Raw genomic sequence first — 15,922 nt, 5'->3', positions numbered from 1 at the left:
CTGGGGTACCGTCGGTGGCGATGGCCACGATCGAGGAGTGCCGCGCCGCACTGGAGAAGCTTTCGGACAACATGCGGGGCGCCGAGGGCGACGTGGGCGCGGCGGCCGCCCTGGAGCGCTCGGTGAGCTGCCACATCACCGACCTGGACGTCACCTTCGCCGGGCGGATGACCGGGGGCCGCCTGGCGGTGGAGAGGACCCTGCCCGGGCCCCCGAGCGAACGGGCCCAGATCCGGCTGGCGATGGCCGGTGACGATCTGCTGGCGCTGGTGGACGGCGGGCTGCACTTCGCGACCGCCTGGGGGCAGGGCCGGGTGCGCCTGGAGGCGAGCCTGCTGGACCTGTTCCGGCTCAGGAAGCTGCTGTGACCCGCTGGGCGCGCGCCTTGCGCGCCGCCGGCACGATCAGCGGGGTGCCGGTCTCGGGGTCCTCGATGACCTTGCACTTCAGCCCGAAGACCCGCTCGACCAGGTCGGCCGTGACGATGTCGTGGGGGGCGCCCTCGGCGATCACCTCGCCGTCGCGCAGGGCGATCAGGTGGGTGGCGTAGCGGGCCGCGTGGTTGAGGTCGTGCAGCACGGCGACCAGGGTGCGGCCCTGGGTCTCGTGCAGTTCGGCGCACAGGTCGAGGACGTCGATCTGGTGCTGGATGTCGAGGTAGGTGGTGGGCTCGTCCAGGAGCAGCAGCGGGGTCTGCTGGGCGAGCGCCATGGCGATCCACACCCGCTGCCGCTGCCCGCCGGAGAGTTCGTCCACGTACCGGTCGGCGAGGGCGTCCACGCCGGTCTGCCGCATGGACTCCTGGACCACCCGCTCGTCCTCGGCCGACCACTGGCGCAGCAGGCCCTGGTGCGGATAGCGGCCCCGGCCGACCAGGTCGGCGACGGTGATGCCGTCCGGCGCCACGGCCGACTGCGGGAGCAGGCCGAGGGTGCGGGCGACCTGCTTGGCGGGCAGCGACTGGATGGCCTGCCCGTCCAGCAGCACCCGGCCCCGGTCCGGCTTGAGCATCCGGGACAGCGCCCGCAGCAGCGTCGACTTGCCGCACGCGTTGGGGCCGACGATCACGGTGAAGGAGCGGTCCGGGATCTCCACGGACAGCTCTTCGGCGATGACGCGCTGGTCGTAGGCGAGGGTGACGTGCTCGGCGGACAGACGGTTCACGGTGCTCCTAGGGATGTTCGTGCGCGGGCCGCTCATATCCGGCCCGCCCGGCGCTCGGTGACCAGCAGCCACAGCAGATAGCCGCCGCCGAGGACGCCGGTGACCACCCCGACGGGCAGCTGGTCGGCGCCGAAGGCGCGCTGCGCGGCCCAGTCGGCGGTGACCAGCAGGGCGGCGCCCATGCAGAGGGAGGGCACCAGGTTGGGGCCCGGCGAGCGGGTCAGCCGGCGGGCGAGCTGGGGCGCGGTGAGGGCGACGAAGCTGACGGGGCCGGCGGCGGCGGTGGCGGCCGCGGTCAGCAGCACGGCGCCGGTCATCACCACCAGCCGCACGCGCTGCACCGGAACGCCGAGGGCGCCGGCGGTGTCGTCGCCCATCTCCAGCATCCGCAGGCCCCGGGCGTGGGCGAGGACCAGCGGGACGAGGACGGCGCACAGCGCGAGCAGCGGCCAGACCTGGTCCCAGTCGCGGCCGTTGAGGGAGCCGGTCATCCACACGACGGCGCGGGCCGCGTCGACCATGTCGGCCTTGGTGAGCAGATAGCCGTTGACGGCGGTGAGCACGGCGCTGACGCCGATGCCGACCAGGACGAGGCGGTAGCCGTGCACGCCCTGCCTCCAGGCCAGCAGATAGATGGCGAGCCCGGTCACCAGACCCCCGGCCAGCGCTCCGGCGGTGACCGCGGCGGCGCTGCCGGACATCAGCACGATCACCACCAGCGCGCCCGCCGTCGCCCCCTGCGACAGGCCGAGGACGTCCGGGCTGCCCAGCGGATTGCGGGAGACGGACTGGAACAGCGCGCCGCCGAGCCCGAGCGAGGCGCCGACCAGCAGCCCGACCAGGACGCGGGGCAGGCGCAGCTCGCGGACGATGAAGTCCTGGTAGGCGGTGCCGTGTCCGGCGAGGGTGCGCAGCACGTCGGCCGCCGGGATCTTCGCGTCGCCGGTGCCGATCAGCGCCACGCCGGCCGCGAGCGCGGCGGCCAGCAGCAGGACGACGACGATCAGCGCCCGCGGGTCCAGGCGCAGCGAGAGGCCGCCGGGGACGCGTACGGCACGGCTCCTGGTGGGGTGTGTCCTCACAGCTGGGCCGTCCTCCGTCGTCGTACCAGAAAGATGAAGACCGGGCCGCCGATGACCGCGGTGACGATGCCGACCTGGAGTTCCGCCGGGCGGGCCACCACCCGGCCGACGACATCGGCGCCGAGCAGCAGCACCGGCGACAGGACCGCCGCGTACGGCAGGATCCAGCGCAGGTCGGGGCCGGTGAAGGAGCGCACCGCGTGCGGGACCATCAGGCCGACGAAGACGATGGGGCCGCAGGCGGCGGTCGCGGCGCCGCACAGCACGATGGCGGCCACCATGGCCAGGGCCCGGGTGCGGTGCGGTCGGGCGCCGAGGGCGCGGGCGGTGTCGTCGCCCATCGTCATGGCGTTCAGCGGCCGGGCCAGCGCGAGCGCCAGCAGGGTGCCCGCCGCGAGGAACGGCAGCACCTGGACGACGGTCGCGTCGGTGGCCGAGGCCAGCGAGCCGACCGTCCAGAAGCGCATCCGGCCCAGCGCCGCGTCGTCCATGATCATCACGGCCTGGAGGTAGCCGTACAGGGCGGCGCTGATCGCCGTGCCGGCGAGCGCGAGCCGCACCGGGGTGGCGCCCCGGCTGCCGCCGAGGAACCACACCAGCGCGCCCACCGCCGCGGCCCCGAGGAAGGCGAACCACACATAGCCGGAAAGGCTGGTGACGCCGAAGAAGGTGATGGCGGTGACGACGGCGGCCGAGGCGCCGGCGTTGATGCCGAGCAGCCCGGGGTCGGCCAGCGGATTGCGGGTGAGCGCCTGGAGCACCGCGCCCGACAGACCGAGCGCGGCACCGGCCAGCAGCCCGAGAAGGGTTCTCGCGAGCCGCTCGTCCACCACGACGTCACCGTAGGTCCCCGTGTCGTGGAACAGGCCGTGCCAGACCTGGTCCGGGGAGAGCGCCTTCGCCCCGATCGCGATGCTCGCCAGGGCGACGAGCACCAGGACCGCGACGGCCAGCAGCAGCCCAAGGGGCCGTACCGCACGGCGAGTCGGGGGCGCGGGAGCGGTCGCCGCGCGCTGTTCCGGAGGACTGTCGACCAACACGAGGTTAGGTTAGCCTATCCTCGCTTCCGGTCGAGATCCCGGGGTGCGGAAAACCCCCGCCGAGCTGAGGACTGCTCAGAGTCCGAGCCGGGCCAGCGCCTTCTCCCCGTCCAGCTCGCAGGAGCCCTCCCCGGCCGCCGTCCAGGCCGCCGCGCACAGCGCCCGCAGCCCGTCCAGGGGCTCGCCGTCGCCGCTCAGCTCCAGCCGGTCCGCCCCGGCCGTCGCCGTCCACCCGCCGCACCGGAAACCGTCACCCTCTCGGGTGATTTCCGGCTGGCCGGTGAGCAGCCCCCGCAGATCCGCGTCCACGTACGTCGGCCGGTGCTCCGGGGACGCGGCCAGCAGCCGGGCCCCGTCGGTGACGCCGGTCAGCACCAGCAGCGAGTCCACCCCGCCGTTGAACGCGCCCTCGATGTCGGTGTCCAGCCGGTCCCCGACCACCAGCGGGCGCCGCGCACCCGTGCGCAGGATCGTCTCCCGGTGCATGGGCGGCAGCGGCTTGCCCGCCACCTGCGGTTCCTTGCCCGTCGCGATCCGTACGACCTCCACCGCAGCGCCGTTGCCCGGGGCGATCCCGCGACCGCTGGGAATCGTCAGATCGGTGTTGGACGCGAACCACGGCACCCCGCGCCGCACCGCGTACGAGGCCTCCGCGAACCGCCCCCAGGGCAGCTCCATCCCGCCGTACCCCTGCACGACCGCCGCCGGATCGTCGTCCGCCGACTCCACCGGCACCAGGCCCCGCTCGCGCAGCGCCACCCGCAGCCCCTCGCCGCCGATCACCAGCACCCGCGACCCGTCCGGCACCTGCTCGGCGATCAGCCGCGCCACCGCCTGCGCCGAGGTGATGACGTCCTCGGCCCCGGCCGGTATCCCCAGCTCGGTCAGGTGCTCGGCGACCGCCTGCGGCGTACGCAGCGCGTTGTTGGTGACGTAGGCGAGGTGCATCCCGCCCGCGCGGGCCCGCTCCAGCGAGGGGACCGCGTGCGCGATCGCCTGCCCGCCCGCGTACACCACCCCGTCCAGGTCGAGCAGCGCCGTGTCGTACGCCTCGTTCAGGGGCCGCTCGCTGCCCCGCGGACCGGTACCGACGCCCTGGCTCATATCCGTGTCTCTCCTCGCTCACTGGCCTTTCCCCCGATCATCCCGCATGCCGCCGGCACACGTACGATGCCGGGATGGACACTGCAGGTCACTCGGAAGCAATGGCGCGCCGGGGCCTGGAACTCACCCCGTTCCGCGGCCTTCGTTACGACCCCGACCGGGTCGGCAGCCTGGCCTCCGTCACCTCCCCTCCGTACGACGTCGTCGTGCGGCCCGACGGGGTGCACCACCTCCAGTCGGCGGATCCGTACAACATCGTCCGGCTGATCCTGCCCGAGGCGGGTACCCCCAGCGCCCGCACCGAGCAGGCCGCCGACACCCTGCGCCGCTGGCTGGACGAGGGCGTCCTGGCCGCGGACCCGGAACCCGCCCTGTACGTGTACGAGCAGCGGGACGGCGAGGGCATGCTCCAGCGCGGCGTCATCGGCGCCCTGCGGGTCTCCGAACCGGCCGAGGGCGTGGTGCTGCCGCACGAGGACGTCATGCCGCCCGTCGTCGCCGAACGTGCCGCCCTGCTGCGCGCCACCCGCGCCAATCTGGAGCCGCTGCTGCTGAGCTACCGCGGCGACGGCACCGCCGCCGAGGTCGTGGAGCGCACCGCGGAGAAGCCCCCGCTGCTGGCCACCACCACCGAGGACGGTGTCCGGCACCGGCTGTGGGCCGTCACCGACGCCGCCGACGTGGCCCGCGTCCAGGACGACCTGTCCCGGCATCAGGCCCTGATCGCCGACGGCCACCACCGCTGGGCCACCTATCTGCGGCTGCGCGCCGAGCAGCCGGCCCCCGGCCCCTGGGACTACGGCCTGGTCCTGCTGGTCGACACGGCCCGCTACCCGCTGCGTGTCCGCGCCATCCACCGCCTGCTGCACGGCCTGCCGGTGGCGGACGCGCTGGCCGCCGTGGAGGGCCTGTTCCGGGTACGGCACCTGCGGGTGCCGCTGTCCGAGGCGCTGGCGGCGCTGGCCGACGCGTCCTGCGCGGGCAACGCCTTCCTGCTGGCCGGCGACGGCGCCTTCCATCTGCTGGACCGCCCGGACCCCGCCCTGCTGGCCCGCACCGTGCCGGCCGACCGCCCGGAGGCCTGGCGCTCCATGGACGCGACGGTGCTGCACGCGACCCTGCTGGAACACGTCTGGCACATCCCCGAGGACTCCCCCGCCCACATCGCCTACATCCACGACACGGCCGCGACCGTCGCGAAGGCGGAGCACGACGGCGGTACGGCCGTGCTGATGCACCCGGTGCGCGAGGAGGTCGTGCGCGATCTGGCCCGCCAGGGCGTGACGGTGCCGCGCAAGTCGACGTCGTTCGGGCCGAAGCCGGCGACGGGCCTGGTGCTGCGGGCCCTGGAGATCTGAGTCTCCCCGGACATGGAGAAGGGGGGTGGGTTCCACCGGGAACCCACCCCCCTTCTCTTGTCTCACGGACTCGCGTCAGTCCTTGTCGCCGTCCTCCTGCGGGGCGGCGTCGGCGGACTCGCCCTCGGCGCCGCCGCTCTGACCTTCGTCCTCGCCCTCGTGCTCGTCCAGGGCGTCCACGAACTCCACGCCGTCCAGCTCGGCGAGCCGGTCGGAGGCGTCGGTGCTGCCGTCCCGGTCGGCCTCGACGGCCTTCGCGAACCACTCCCGCGCCTCGTCCTGCCGGCCGACCGCCAGCAGGGCGTCGGCGTAGGCGTAGCGCAGCCGCGCGGTCCACGGCTGGATGGAGTGCGAGGCCAGCTCGGAGCTCTGGAGAGTGACGATGGCCGCGTCCAGCTGGCCCATGTCACGCCGGGCACCGGCCGCGACCAGCCGCATCTCGACCTGGCCGGCCTTGTCCAGCTTGTGCACCTCCGGGGCGCCGGCCATGTCCAGCGCCTTCTCCGGGCGGCCGAGCCCGCGCTCGCAGTCGGCCATCACCGGCCACAGCTCGACGGTGCCGGTCATCCGCCGGGCGGCCCGGAACTCGGCGAGGGCCTCGCTGTACTTCTGGTTCGCGTACGCGGCGAAGCCGGCGGCCTCGCGCACGGCGGCCACCCGGGAGGCCAGGCGCAGGGCGACCCGGGAGTAGCCGTAGGCGCCCTCGGGGTCCTCGTCGATCAGCCGGGCGACCATCACCAGGTTGCGGGCGACGTCCTCGGCGAGCGTCTTGGGCAGGCTCTGCAGCTCCTGCTTGACGTCCTTGTCGATCTCGTCGCCGGTGACGTCCTCCGGGATCGGCAGCCGCTTGATCGGCTCGCGGTCCCGGTCACGGTCCCGCTCGTCGCGGAAGCGGCCACCACCACGGCGGTCGTCGCCACGGCGGTCGTCGCCACGGCGGTCGTCGCGCCCGTCACGCCCACGGAAGCCACCGGGGCGGCCGCCGCGGTCGTCGCGACGGGGGCCACGGCCGCCACGGTCGTCCCGGCCGCGGAACCCGCCGCGCTCACCGCGGTTGTCGTCCCGGCGGTCGTCCCGGCCGCGGAAGCCACCGCGGTCGTCGTCGCGCCGGTAGGGCGGACGGGAGTCGTCACGACGGTACGACGGACGGTCGTCACGCCGCTCGTCCCGGCGGTCATCGCGCCGGTCATCCCGACGGTCATCCCGGCGACCGTAGCTGCCACGGTCGTCGTCACGGCGGTAGGACGGGCGGTCGTCGTCGCGACGGTAGGACGGGCGGTCGTCGTCACGGCGGTACGAGGGACGGTCGTCGCGGCGGTCGTCGCGGCGGAAGCCACGGTCGCCGCGGTCGTCACGGCGCGGGCCACGGTCACGGTCGTCACGGTGGAACGCCGGACGCGAGGAACGCTCGCCCTCGCGCCGGTCGTCCCGACGGTCGTCACGGCGGCCGTAGCCGCGGTTGTCGTCCCGGCGGTCGTCGCGACGGAAGCCACCGCGGTTGTCGTCGCGACGGCCGTAGCCGCCACCGCGGTTGTCGTCACGGCGGTCGTCCCGGCCGCGGAAGCCACCGCGGTCGTCGTCGCGCCGGTAGGGCGGACGGGAGTCGTCACGGCGGTACGACGGACGGTCGTCACGCCGCTCGTCCCGGCGGTCATCGCGCCGGTCATCGCGACGGAAGCCGCCACGGTCGTCGTCACGGCGGAAGCCACGGTCGCCGTGGTCGTCACGGCGCGGGCCGCGGTCACGGTCGTCACGCCGGCCGTAGCCGCCACCACGGTTGTCGTCACGACGGTCATCGCGACGGTCGTCACGGCGGAAGCCGCCACGGTTGTCGTCGCGACGGCCGTACCCGCCACCGCGGTTGTCGTCACGACGGTCATCGCGACGGAAGCCGCCGCGGTCACCACGGTCACCGCGGTAGCCGCCGCGGTCGCCCCGGTCACCACTGTCCCGTCGCCGCTGGTCGCGCTCCGGTCGATCGTCGGGAGAGTTGGTGGACATGGTGACTCCTGTCTTCGGTACCGCAAGCATTGTAAAAACGAAAGGACCCCTGGTCCCAGCTGAACGCTGGGACCAGGGGTCCTCCAAAGATTGTTCGGCGGCGTCCTACTCTCCCACAGGGTCCCCCCTGCAGTACCATCGGCGCTGTGAGGCTTAGCTTCCGGGTTCGGAATGTAACCGGGCGTTTCCCTCACGCTATAACCACCGAAACCCTAATGGTTTCGAGCGAACAAGCACACTTTGTAGTTATGCGTTCTGCTCTGAGCCGACAACTGTTCGTTGCCTCAGAACTTACACAGTGGACGCGAGCAACTGAGGACAAGCCCTCGGCCTATTAGTACCGGTCACCTCCACCAGTTACCTGGCTTCCAGATCCGGCCTATCAACCCAGTCGTCTACTGGGAGCCTTACCCCATCAAGTGGGTGGGAGTCCTCATCTCGAAGCAGGCTTCCCGCTTAGATGCTTTCAGCGGTTATCCCTCCCGAACGTAGCCAACCAGCCATGCCCTTGGCAGAACAACTGGCACACCAGAGGTTCGTCCGTCCCGGTCCTCTCGTACTAGGGACAGCCCTTCTCAAGACTCCTACGCGCACAGCGGATAGGGACCGAACTGTCTCACGACGTTCTAAACCCAGCTCGCGTACCGCTTTAATGGGCGAACAGCCCAACCCTTGGGACCGACTCCAGCCCCAGGATGCGACGAGCCGACATCGAGGTGCCAAACCATCCCGTCGATATGGACTCTTGGGGAAGATCAGCCTGTTATCCCCGGGGTACCTTTTATCCGTTGAGCGACGGCGCTTCCACAAGCCACCGCCGGATCACTAGTCCCGACTTTCGTCCCTGCTCGACCCGTCGGTCTCACAGTCAAGCTCCCTTGTGCACTTACACTCAACACCTGATTGCCAACCAGGCTGAGGGAACCTTTGGGCGCCTCCGTTACCCTTTAGGAGGCAACCGCCCCAGTTAAACTACCCATCAGACACTGTCCCTGATCCGGATCACGGACCCAGGTTAGACATCCAGCACGACCAGACTGGTATTTCAACGACGACTCCACAACCACTGGCGTGGCCGCTTCAAAGTCTCCCAGCTATCCTACACAAGCCGAACCGAACACCAATATCAAACTGTAGTAAAGGTCCCGGGGTCTTTCCGTCCTGCTGCGCGAAACGAGCATCTTTACTCGTAGTGCAATTTCACCGGGCCTATGGTTGAGACAGTCGAGAAGTCGTTACGCCATTCGTGCAGGTCGGAACTTACCCGACAAGGAATTTCGCTACCTTAGGATGGTTATAGTTACCACCGCCGTTTACTGGCGCTTAAGTTCTCAGCTTCGCCCCACCGAAGTGAAGCTAACCGGTCCCCTTAACGTTCCAGCACCGGGCAGGCGTCAGTCCGTATACATCGCCTTACGGCTTCGCACGGACCTGTGTTTTTAGTAAACAGTCGCTTCTCGCTGGTCTCTGCGGCCACCCCCAGCTCAGACCGTAAAGATCATCACCAGGTGTGGCCCCCCTTCTCCCGAAGTTACGGGGGCATTTTGCCGAGTTCCTTAACCATAGTTCACCCGAACGCCTCGGTATTCTCTACCTGACCACCTGAGTCGGTTTAGGGTACGGGCCGCCATGAAACTCGCTAGAGGCTTTTCTCGACAGCATAGGATCATCCACTTCACCACAATCGGCTCGGCATCAGGTCTCACCCTGCATGAGTGGCGGATTTACCTACCACTCGGGCTACACCCTTACCCCGGGACAACCACCGCCCGGGATGGACTACCTTCCTGCGTCACCCCATCACTCACCTACTAACCGCTTGGTTCAGCGGCTCCACCACTCCCCTTTGCCCGAAGGCTCCAGGGCGGCTTCACGGCCTTAGCATCACGATGCTCGATGTTTGACGCTTCACAGCGGGTACCGGAATATCAACCGGTTATCCATCGACTACGCCTGTCGGCCTCGCCTTAGGTCCCGACTTACCCTGGGCAGATCAGCTTGACCCAGGAACCCTTAGTCAATCGGCGCACACGTTTCTCACGTGTGAATCGCTACTCATGCCTGCATTCTCACTCGTCAACCGTCCACAACTACCTTCCGGTGCTGCTTCACCCGGCAGACGACGCTCCCCTACCCATCACAACAGGCGTTGGCCCTTATGCTGCAATGACACGACTTCGGCGGTACGCTTGAGCCCCGCTACATTGTCGGCGCGGAATCACTAGACCAGTGAGCTATTACGCACTCTTTCAAGGGTGGCTGCTTCTAAGCCAACCTCCTGGTTGTCTGTGCGACTCCACATCCTTTCCCACTTAGCGTACGCTTAGGGGCCTTAGTCGATGCTCTGGGCTGTTTCCCTCTCGACCATGGAGCTTATCCCCCACAGTCTCACTGCCGCGCTCTCACTTACCGGCATTCGGAGTTTGGCTAAGGTCAGTAACCCGGTAGGGCCCATCGCCTATCCAGTGCTCTACCTCCGGCAAGAAACACACGACGCTGCACCTAAATGCATTTCGGGGAGAACCAGCTATCACGGAGTTTGATTGGCCTTTCACCCCTAACCACAGGTCATCCCCCAGGTTTTCAACCCTGGTGGGTTCGGTCCTCCACGAAGTCTTACCTCCGCTTCAACCTGCCCATGGCTAGATCACTCCGCTTCGGGTCTTGAGCGTGCTACTAAAATCGCCCTATTCGGACTCGCTTTCGCTACGGCTTCCCCACCCGGGTTAACCTCGCAACACACCGCAAACTCGCAGGCTCATTCTTCAAAAGGCACGCAGTCACGAGAACAGAGCAAGCTCCATTCCGACGCTCCCACGGCTTGTAGGCACACGGTTTCAGGTACTATTTCACTCCCCTCCCGGGGTACTTTTCACCATTCCCTCACGGTACTATCCGCTATCGGTCACCAGGGAATATTTAGGCTTAGCGGGTGGTCCCGCCAGATTCACACGGGATTTCTCGGGCCCCGTGCTACTTGGGTGTCTCTCAAGCAAGCCGCTGACATTTCGACTACGGGGGTCTTACCCTCTACGCCGGACCTTTCGCATGTCCTTCGTCTACATCAACGGTTTCTGACTCGCCCTACGGCCGGCAGACCGCAGAAGAGAGATCCCACAACCCCGCACACGCAACCCCTGCCGGGTCTCACACGCATACGGTTTGGCCTCATCCGGTTTCGCTCGCCACTACTCCCGGAATCACGGTTGTTTTCTCTTCCTGAGGGTACTGAGATGTTTCACTTCCCCTCGTTCCCTCCACTTGCCCTATGTGTTCAGGCAAGGGTGACAGCCCATGACGACTGCCGGGTTTCCCCATTCGGAAACCCCCGGATCAAAGCCTGGTTGACGACTCCCCGGGGACTATCGCGGCCTCCCACGTCCTTCATCGGTTCCTGGTGCCAAGGCATCCACCGTGCGCCCTTAAAAACTTGGCCACAGATGCTCGCGTCCACTGTGCAGTTCTCAAACAACGACCAGCCACCCATCACCCCGAACCCAAAGGTCCGAGTGCACTGGGGCCGGCGACTGAGGAGAAGTTCATTCCCTCAGACACCCAACAGCGTGCCCGACACGACCAGCCAACCAGATCAGCGTTCCACGCCCCGAAGAGCAGTACTAGCGCCTGGTCCATCCTGGACCGTGCCGAGTAGTCAACGTTCCACCCATGAGCAACCAGCATCAGACATTCGCTGATGTACTGGCCTCTGACCGGGCAAGCCCGGTAAGAAGTGCTCCTTAGAAAGGAGGTGATCCAGCCGCACCTTCCGGTACGGCTACCTTGTTACGACTTCGTCCCAATCGCCAGTCCCACCTTCGACAGCTCCCTCCCACAAGGGGTTGGGCCACCGGCTTCGGGTGTTACCGACTTTCGTGACGTGACGGGCGGTGTGTACAAGGCCCGGGAACGTATTCACCGCAGCAATGCTGATCTGCGATTACTAGCGACTCCGACTTCATGGGGTCGAGTTGCAGACCCCAATCCGAACTGAGACCGGCTTTTTGAGATTCGCTCCACCTCACGGTATCGCAGCTCATTGTACCGGCCATTGTAGCACGTGTGCAGCCCAAGACATAAGGGGCATGATGACTTGACGTCGTCCCCACCTTCCTCCGAGTTGACCCCGGCGGTCTCCCGTGAGTCCCCAGCACCACAAGGGCCTGCTGGCAACACGGGACAAGGGTTGCGCTCGTTGCGGGACTTAACCCAACATCTCACGACACGAGCTGACGACAGCCATGCACCACCTGTACACCGACCACAAGGGGGGCACTATCTCTAATGCTTTCCGGTGTATGTCAAGCCTTGGTAAGGTTCTTCGCGTTGCGTCGAATTAAGCCACATGCTCCGCCGCTTGTGCGGGCCCCCGTCAATTCCTTTGAGTTTTAGCCTTGCGGCCGTACTCCCCAGGCGGGGCACTTAATGCGTTAGCTGCGGCACGGACAACGTGGAATGTTGCCCACACCTAGTGCCCACCGTTTACGGCGTGGACTACCAGGGTATCTAATCCTGTTCGCTCCCCACGCTTTCGCTCCTCAGCGTCAGTATCGGCCCAGAGATCCGCCTTCGCCACCGGTGTTCCTCCTGATATCTGCGCATTTCACCGCTACACCAGGAATTCCGATCTCCCCTACCGAACTCTAGCCTGCCCGTATCGACTGCAGACCCGGGGTTAAGCCCCGGGCTTTCACAACCGACGTGACAAGCCGCCTACGAGCTCTTTACGCCCAATAATTCCGGACAACGCTTGCGCCCTACGTATTACCGCGGCTGCTGGCACGTAGTTAGCCGGCGCTTCTTCTGCAGGTACCGTCACTTTCGCTTCTTCCCTGCTGAAAGAGGTTTACAACCCGAAGGCCGTCATCCCTCACGCGGCGTCGCTGCATCAGGCTTTCGCCCATTGTGCAATATTCCCCACTGCTGCCTCCCGTAGGAGTCTGGGCCGTGTCTCAGTCCCAGTGTGGCCGGTCGCCCTCTCAGGCCGGCTACCCGTCGTCGCCTTGGTGAGCCATTACCTCACCAACAAGCTGATAGGCCGCGGGCTCATCCTGCACCGCCGGAGCTTTACACCATCAAGGATGCCCAAGATGGTCATATCCGGTATTAGACCCCGTTTCCAGGGCTTGTCCCAGAGTGCAGGGCAGATTGCCCACGTGTTACTCACCCGTTCGCCACTAATCCACCCCGAAGGGCTTCATCGTTCGACTTGCATGTGTTAAGCACGCCGCCAGCGTTCGTCCTGAGCCAGGATCAAACTCTCCGTGAATGTTTACTCGGCCGAAAAACATTTCAGCCGGTGACACATCACGAGAGCGGAACGACCGGAGGAATAGTCCGATCGTTCACAGCGTCCTCGCTGTGTTTTTTCAAAGGAACCTCGACCATCGGTGATCCGATGGACGGGGTATCAACATATCTGGCGTTGACTTTTGGCACGCTGTTGAGTTCTCAAGGAACGGTCGCTTCCTTTGTACTCACCCTCTCGGGCTTTCCTCCGGGCGCTTCCCTTCGGTGTTTCCGACTCTATCAGATCTTTTCTCGATCCGATTTCCTCGGTGCTTTCCAGGTTCCCGCTTCCGCGTTTCCCTTTCCGGCGGTTCCGACTCTATCAGATCCTTTCGGCGTCTGACTCCCAGTCAGGGGGGTTTGTCTTCCCGGCCGTTGGGCCGTTCCGACGAGTGAGACTTTAGCGGATTCCCGGCTCCCGAGCTAATCGGGGTCCTGCGCCCTTTCGAACGCGGATTCCTCATTTCGCAAATACGCACGCCAAAACTTTCGACACCGAGGTGTCGAGAGTGGGTGGTGCTCACGGAATGGCTGTCCGGGGACCGACCGGAGTCGGCGCTCACGTCGGACAACTCGGAGTACCTTACGGATCGCCCCGAGGTGTGTCAACTCTCGGCCGGTCCCCCGGGCCGGGGTCAGTCCTTCTTGCCGGAGGCCAGCTCGCGGCTGCGGTCGCGGGCGGCCTCCAGGGCGGCGATGAGGGCCGCGCGGACGCCGTGGTTCTCCAGCTCGCGGATGGCGTTGATCGTCGTACCTGCCGGGGAGGTGACGTTCTCGCGGAGCTTGACCGGGTGCTCGCCGCTGTCGCGGAGCATCACGGCGGCGCCGATCGCGGACTGGACGATGAGTTCGTGTGCCTTGTCGCGGGGCAGGCCGAGCAGGATGCCCGCGTCCGTCATCGCCTCGACCAGATAGAAGAAGTACGCCGGTCCCGAGCCGGACAGAGCGGTGCAGGCGTCCTGCTGGCTCTCGGGGACGCGCAGGGTCTTGCCGACGGCGCCGAAGATGTTCTCCGCGGTGGCCAGGTGGTCCGGGGTGGCGTGGGTGCCGGCGGAGATGACCGACATGGCCTCGTCGACGAGGGCGGGGGTGTTGGTCATGACGCGCACGACCGGGGTGCCCTCGGCGAGTCGCTCCTCGAAGAAGGCGGTGGGGATGCCGGCGGCGCCGCTGATGACCAGGCGGTCGGCGGGGATGTGCGGGGCCAGCTCGTCCAGGAGGGTGCCCATGTCCTGCGGCTTGACCGTGAGGATCAGGGTGTCGGCGGACTTGGCGGCCTCGGCGTTGGTGACCGGGGTGACGCCGTGGCGGGCGCGGAGTTCTTCGGCGCGTTCGGGGCGGCGGGCGGTGACCAGGAGGTCGGCGGGGGCCCAGCCGGCCCGGATCATTCCGCTGAGCAGGGCTTCGCCGATTTTGCCGGTGCCGAGTACTGCGACTTTCTGGCTCATGCGGTTCAGTCTGGCACCGCTCGTCCGGGCGGCGGGGCGGTTGTCCGGTTGGCGGGACGGCGCGTCCCCGGGACTCCGTCAGCCCTTCCTGGCCACCAGCAGGAGCACGTCGTAGGTCTCCTCCACGACGCCGTCCGGGAAGACCTTCAGGAGGTGACCGCGCTCCTCGTCGAGGAAGGCGGTGCGCCGGGGCTCGTCCAGGACCAGGAAGAGCGAGTGGCTGCCGATGTTGGCGAGGTGGGTGTCGAGGGTGACCCGGCGGCTCCAGCGGATCTTGTGGCGGGTGAAGTCGAGGCGGCCGCTCGGGTCGGCGAGGTCCAGCCGCTCGTCGGCCTTCGCGTACCGCTCGGCAGGGTCGAAGCCGAAGAAGCGGCCCTCGCGCTCCGCCGCCCGCGCGATCCACTCGATGTCGAAGGCGTCCGTGTTCCACCACAGCGCCAGCGCGCCGCCCGGTCGCAGCACCCGCAGCGCCTCCGGCACCGAGCGGGCCGTGTCGGTCCAGTGCCAGGCCTGGGCGTAGGTGAGGAAGTCGGCCGTGGCGTCGGCGAGGGGAAGGGCGTCGCCGTCGGCCCGCAGCAGCGGGATGTCCGGGTTGCCGCGGCGGAACTCCGCGGCCATGCCCTCGCCGGGCTCGATCGCGAGGACCTTCGCGCCGCGCGCGTGCAGCAGCGCGGTGGCGATGCCGGTGCCCGCGCCGACGTCCACCACCCGCGCGCCGGAAAGGGACCGGCCGGCCGTCTTCTCGATGGTGTCGAAGAGGGCGGGCGGGTAGGAGGGGCGGTTGGCCGCGTACTGAGCGGCGGCCGCGTTGAAGGAGTGGGCGCGGGCGGAGCGCTCGGCGGCGGGCGGCTGCGTGGTCGTCATCCCCCCATGGTGCTCGGTGGCCGGTGCCGGCGACAGCGACTTTCGGCTCGCCGGGTCAGCGGCGGCGCTTCTTCTTCGCCGGGTTGCCCGAGCGGCGGGTGGTGCGTGCGGCGTGTTCCGCGCGGGCCGTCTCGTACTCCGCGCGGTGCAGCCGCTCGCCGGGGGCCTCGGTGAGGGAGCGCAGGAAGTAGGCGAGCAGGATGCCGACGAAGCCGATGGCGAGCAGGCCGCGCAGGGAGGACTGGCGCTCTGGATCGGGGCGCTTGCCGAAGCCGCCCCAGGTGTTGCCGAAGGCGAGTGCGGTGCAGACCGTGAACATGACGACGATCAGCACGGTCACGAAGGTGCCGGTGGCGGCGATCCGGATGCCCTGGAAGGCGAAGCGCAGCACCAGGCAGGAGACGACCGCCGCGGCCAGGGAGCCGATGGCGACCCCGGCGCGGCGCAGCGCGTAACCGTCGTCGTGGTGCACCCAGGACGTGCCGAAGAAGCGCAGGGGTTCGGGGCGAGGGCCGCCCGCGGGGCCCTCCGGGGTGCCCGGGGTGCCGGTTTCGTCGCTCACGGGACGATTATGG

General features: G+C 67.9%; 10 protein-coding genes and 3 rRNA genes. 2 read left to right on the top strand and 11 right to left on the bottom strand.

The window, feature by feature from the left end:
* Nucleotides 1-20: 20 nt before the first annotated feature.
* Nucleotides 21-368 (top strand): sterol-binding protein, encoded by a 348-nt coding sequence (locus tag FRZ03_RS13305; RefSeq protein WP_146465352.1) that lies wholly within the window; start codon nucleotides 21-23, stop codon nucleotides 366-368.
* Here the strand turns inward: FRZ03_RS13305 and FRZ03_RS13300 are convergent.
* From FRZ03_RS13300 to FRZ03_RS13285, 4 genes are all read right to left on the bottom strand, one after another.
* The gene (locus FRZ03_RS13300; protein ID WP_146465351.1) at nucleotides 352-1,200 is read right to left on the bottom strand and encodes an ABC transporter ATP-binding protein; all 849 of its coding nucleotides are present in this window, start codon (nucleotides 1,198-1,200) and stop codon (nucleotides 352-354) included. The two genes, FRZ03_RS13305 and FRZ03_RS13300, sit on opposite strands and share 17 nt — an antisense overlap.
* On the bottom strand, nucleotides 1,197-2,246 hold the full coding sequence (locus FRZ03_RS13295) for a FecCD family ABC transporter permease (RefSeq protein WP_146465350.1): 1,050 nt from the start codon (nucleotides 2,244-2,246) through the stop codon (nucleotides 1,197-1,199). Before FRZ03_RS13295 ends, FRZ03_RS13300 begins: the two co-directional genes overlap by 4 nt.
* Complete coding sequence (locus tag FRZ03_RS13290) at nucleotides 2,243-3,286, bottom strand: FecCD family ABC transporter permease (protein WP_146465349.1); 1,044 nt, start codon at nucleotides 3,284-3,286, stop codon at nucleotides 2,243-2,245. The genes FRZ03_RS13295 and FRZ03_RS13290 overlap by 4 nt, the downstream gene beginning before the upstream one ends.
* A 75-nt stretch (nucleotides 3,287-3,361) precedes the next feature.
* Nucleotides 3,362-4,390, bottom strand: coding sequence for an HAD-IIA family hydrolase (locus FRZ03_RS13285; protein ID WP_146465348.1), 1,029 nt, complete (start codon nucleotides 4,388-4,390; stop codon nucleotides 3,362-3,364).
* Nucleotides 4,391-4,464: 74 nt separating this feature from the next.
* On the opposite strand from FRZ03_RS13285, the gene FRZ03_RS13280 reads away from it, so the two are divergent.
* Entirely contained in the window at nucleotides 4,465-5,748 is a 1,284-nt protein-coding gene (locus tag FRZ03_RS13280; RefSeq protein WP_146465347.1) for a DUF1015 domain-containing protein, read from the top strand.
* A 75-nt stretch (nucleotides 5,749-5,823) separates the two neighbouring features.
* Here the strand turns inward: FRZ03_RS13280 and FRZ03_RS39770 are convergent, their stop codons facing one another.
* From FRZ03_RS39770 to FRZ03_RS13240, 7 genes are all read right to left on the bottom strand, one after another.
* The gene (locus FRZ03_RS39770; protein ID WP_222443371.1) at nucleotides 5,824-6,591 is read right to left on the bottom strand and encodes a tetratricopeptide repeat protein; all 768 of its coding nucleotides are present in this window, start codon (nucleotides 6,589-6,591) and stop codon (nucleotides 5,824-5,826) included.
* A gap of 1,250 nt (nucleotides 6,592-7,841) precedes the next feature.
* Nucleotides 7,842-7,958, bottom strand: a 5S ribosomal RNA gene (gene rrf, locus FRZ03_RS13270).
* Between the two features lie 105 nt (nucleotides 7,959-8,063).
* Nucleotides 8,064-11,185 (bottom strand): 23S ribosomal RNA (locus FRZ03_RS13265).
* Between the two features lie 305 nt (nucleotides 11,186-11,490).
* A 16S ribosomal RNA gene (locus FRZ03_RS13260) occupies nucleotides 11,491-13,015 on the bottom strand.
* The 16S, 23S and 5S rRNA genes sit together here, the layout of an rRNA operon.
* Nucleotides 13,016-13,670: 655 nt before the next feature.
* The gene (proC, locus tag FRZ03_RS13250; protein WP_146465345.1) at nucleotides 13,671-14,483 is read right to left on the bottom strand and encodes a pyrroline-5-carboxylate reductase; all 813 of its coding nucleotides are present in this window, start codon (nucleotides 14,481-14,483) and stop codon (nucleotides 13,671-13,673) included.
* A gap of 78 nt (nucleotides 14,484-14,561) precedes the next feature.
* The gene (locus FRZ03_RS13245; protein WP_146465344.1) at nucleotides 14,562-15,347 is read right to left on the bottom strand and encodes a class I SAM-dependent methyltransferase; all 786 of its coding nucleotides are present in this window, start codon (nucleotides 15,345-15,347) and stop codon (nucleotides 14,562-14,564) included.
* A gap of 55 nt (nucleotides 15,348-15,402) precedes the next feature.
* A complete protein-coding gene (locus FRZ03_RS13240) occupies nucleotides 15,403-15,909 on the bottom strand; it encodes an EamA/RhaT family transporter (RefSeq protein WP_146465343.1) in 507 nt (168 codons plus the stop codon).
* Between the last annotated feature and the right edge of the window lie 13 nt (nucleotides 15,910-15,922).

It is taken from the genome of Streptomyces misionensis (genome assembly GCF_007896895.1).
GTDB classification, from domain to species: domain Bacteria; phylum Actinomycetota; class Actinomycetes; order Streptomycetales; family Streptomycetaceae; genus Streptomyces; species Streptomyces misionensis_A.
This window is presented reverse-complemented; position numbering and strand designations above follow the sequence as displayed.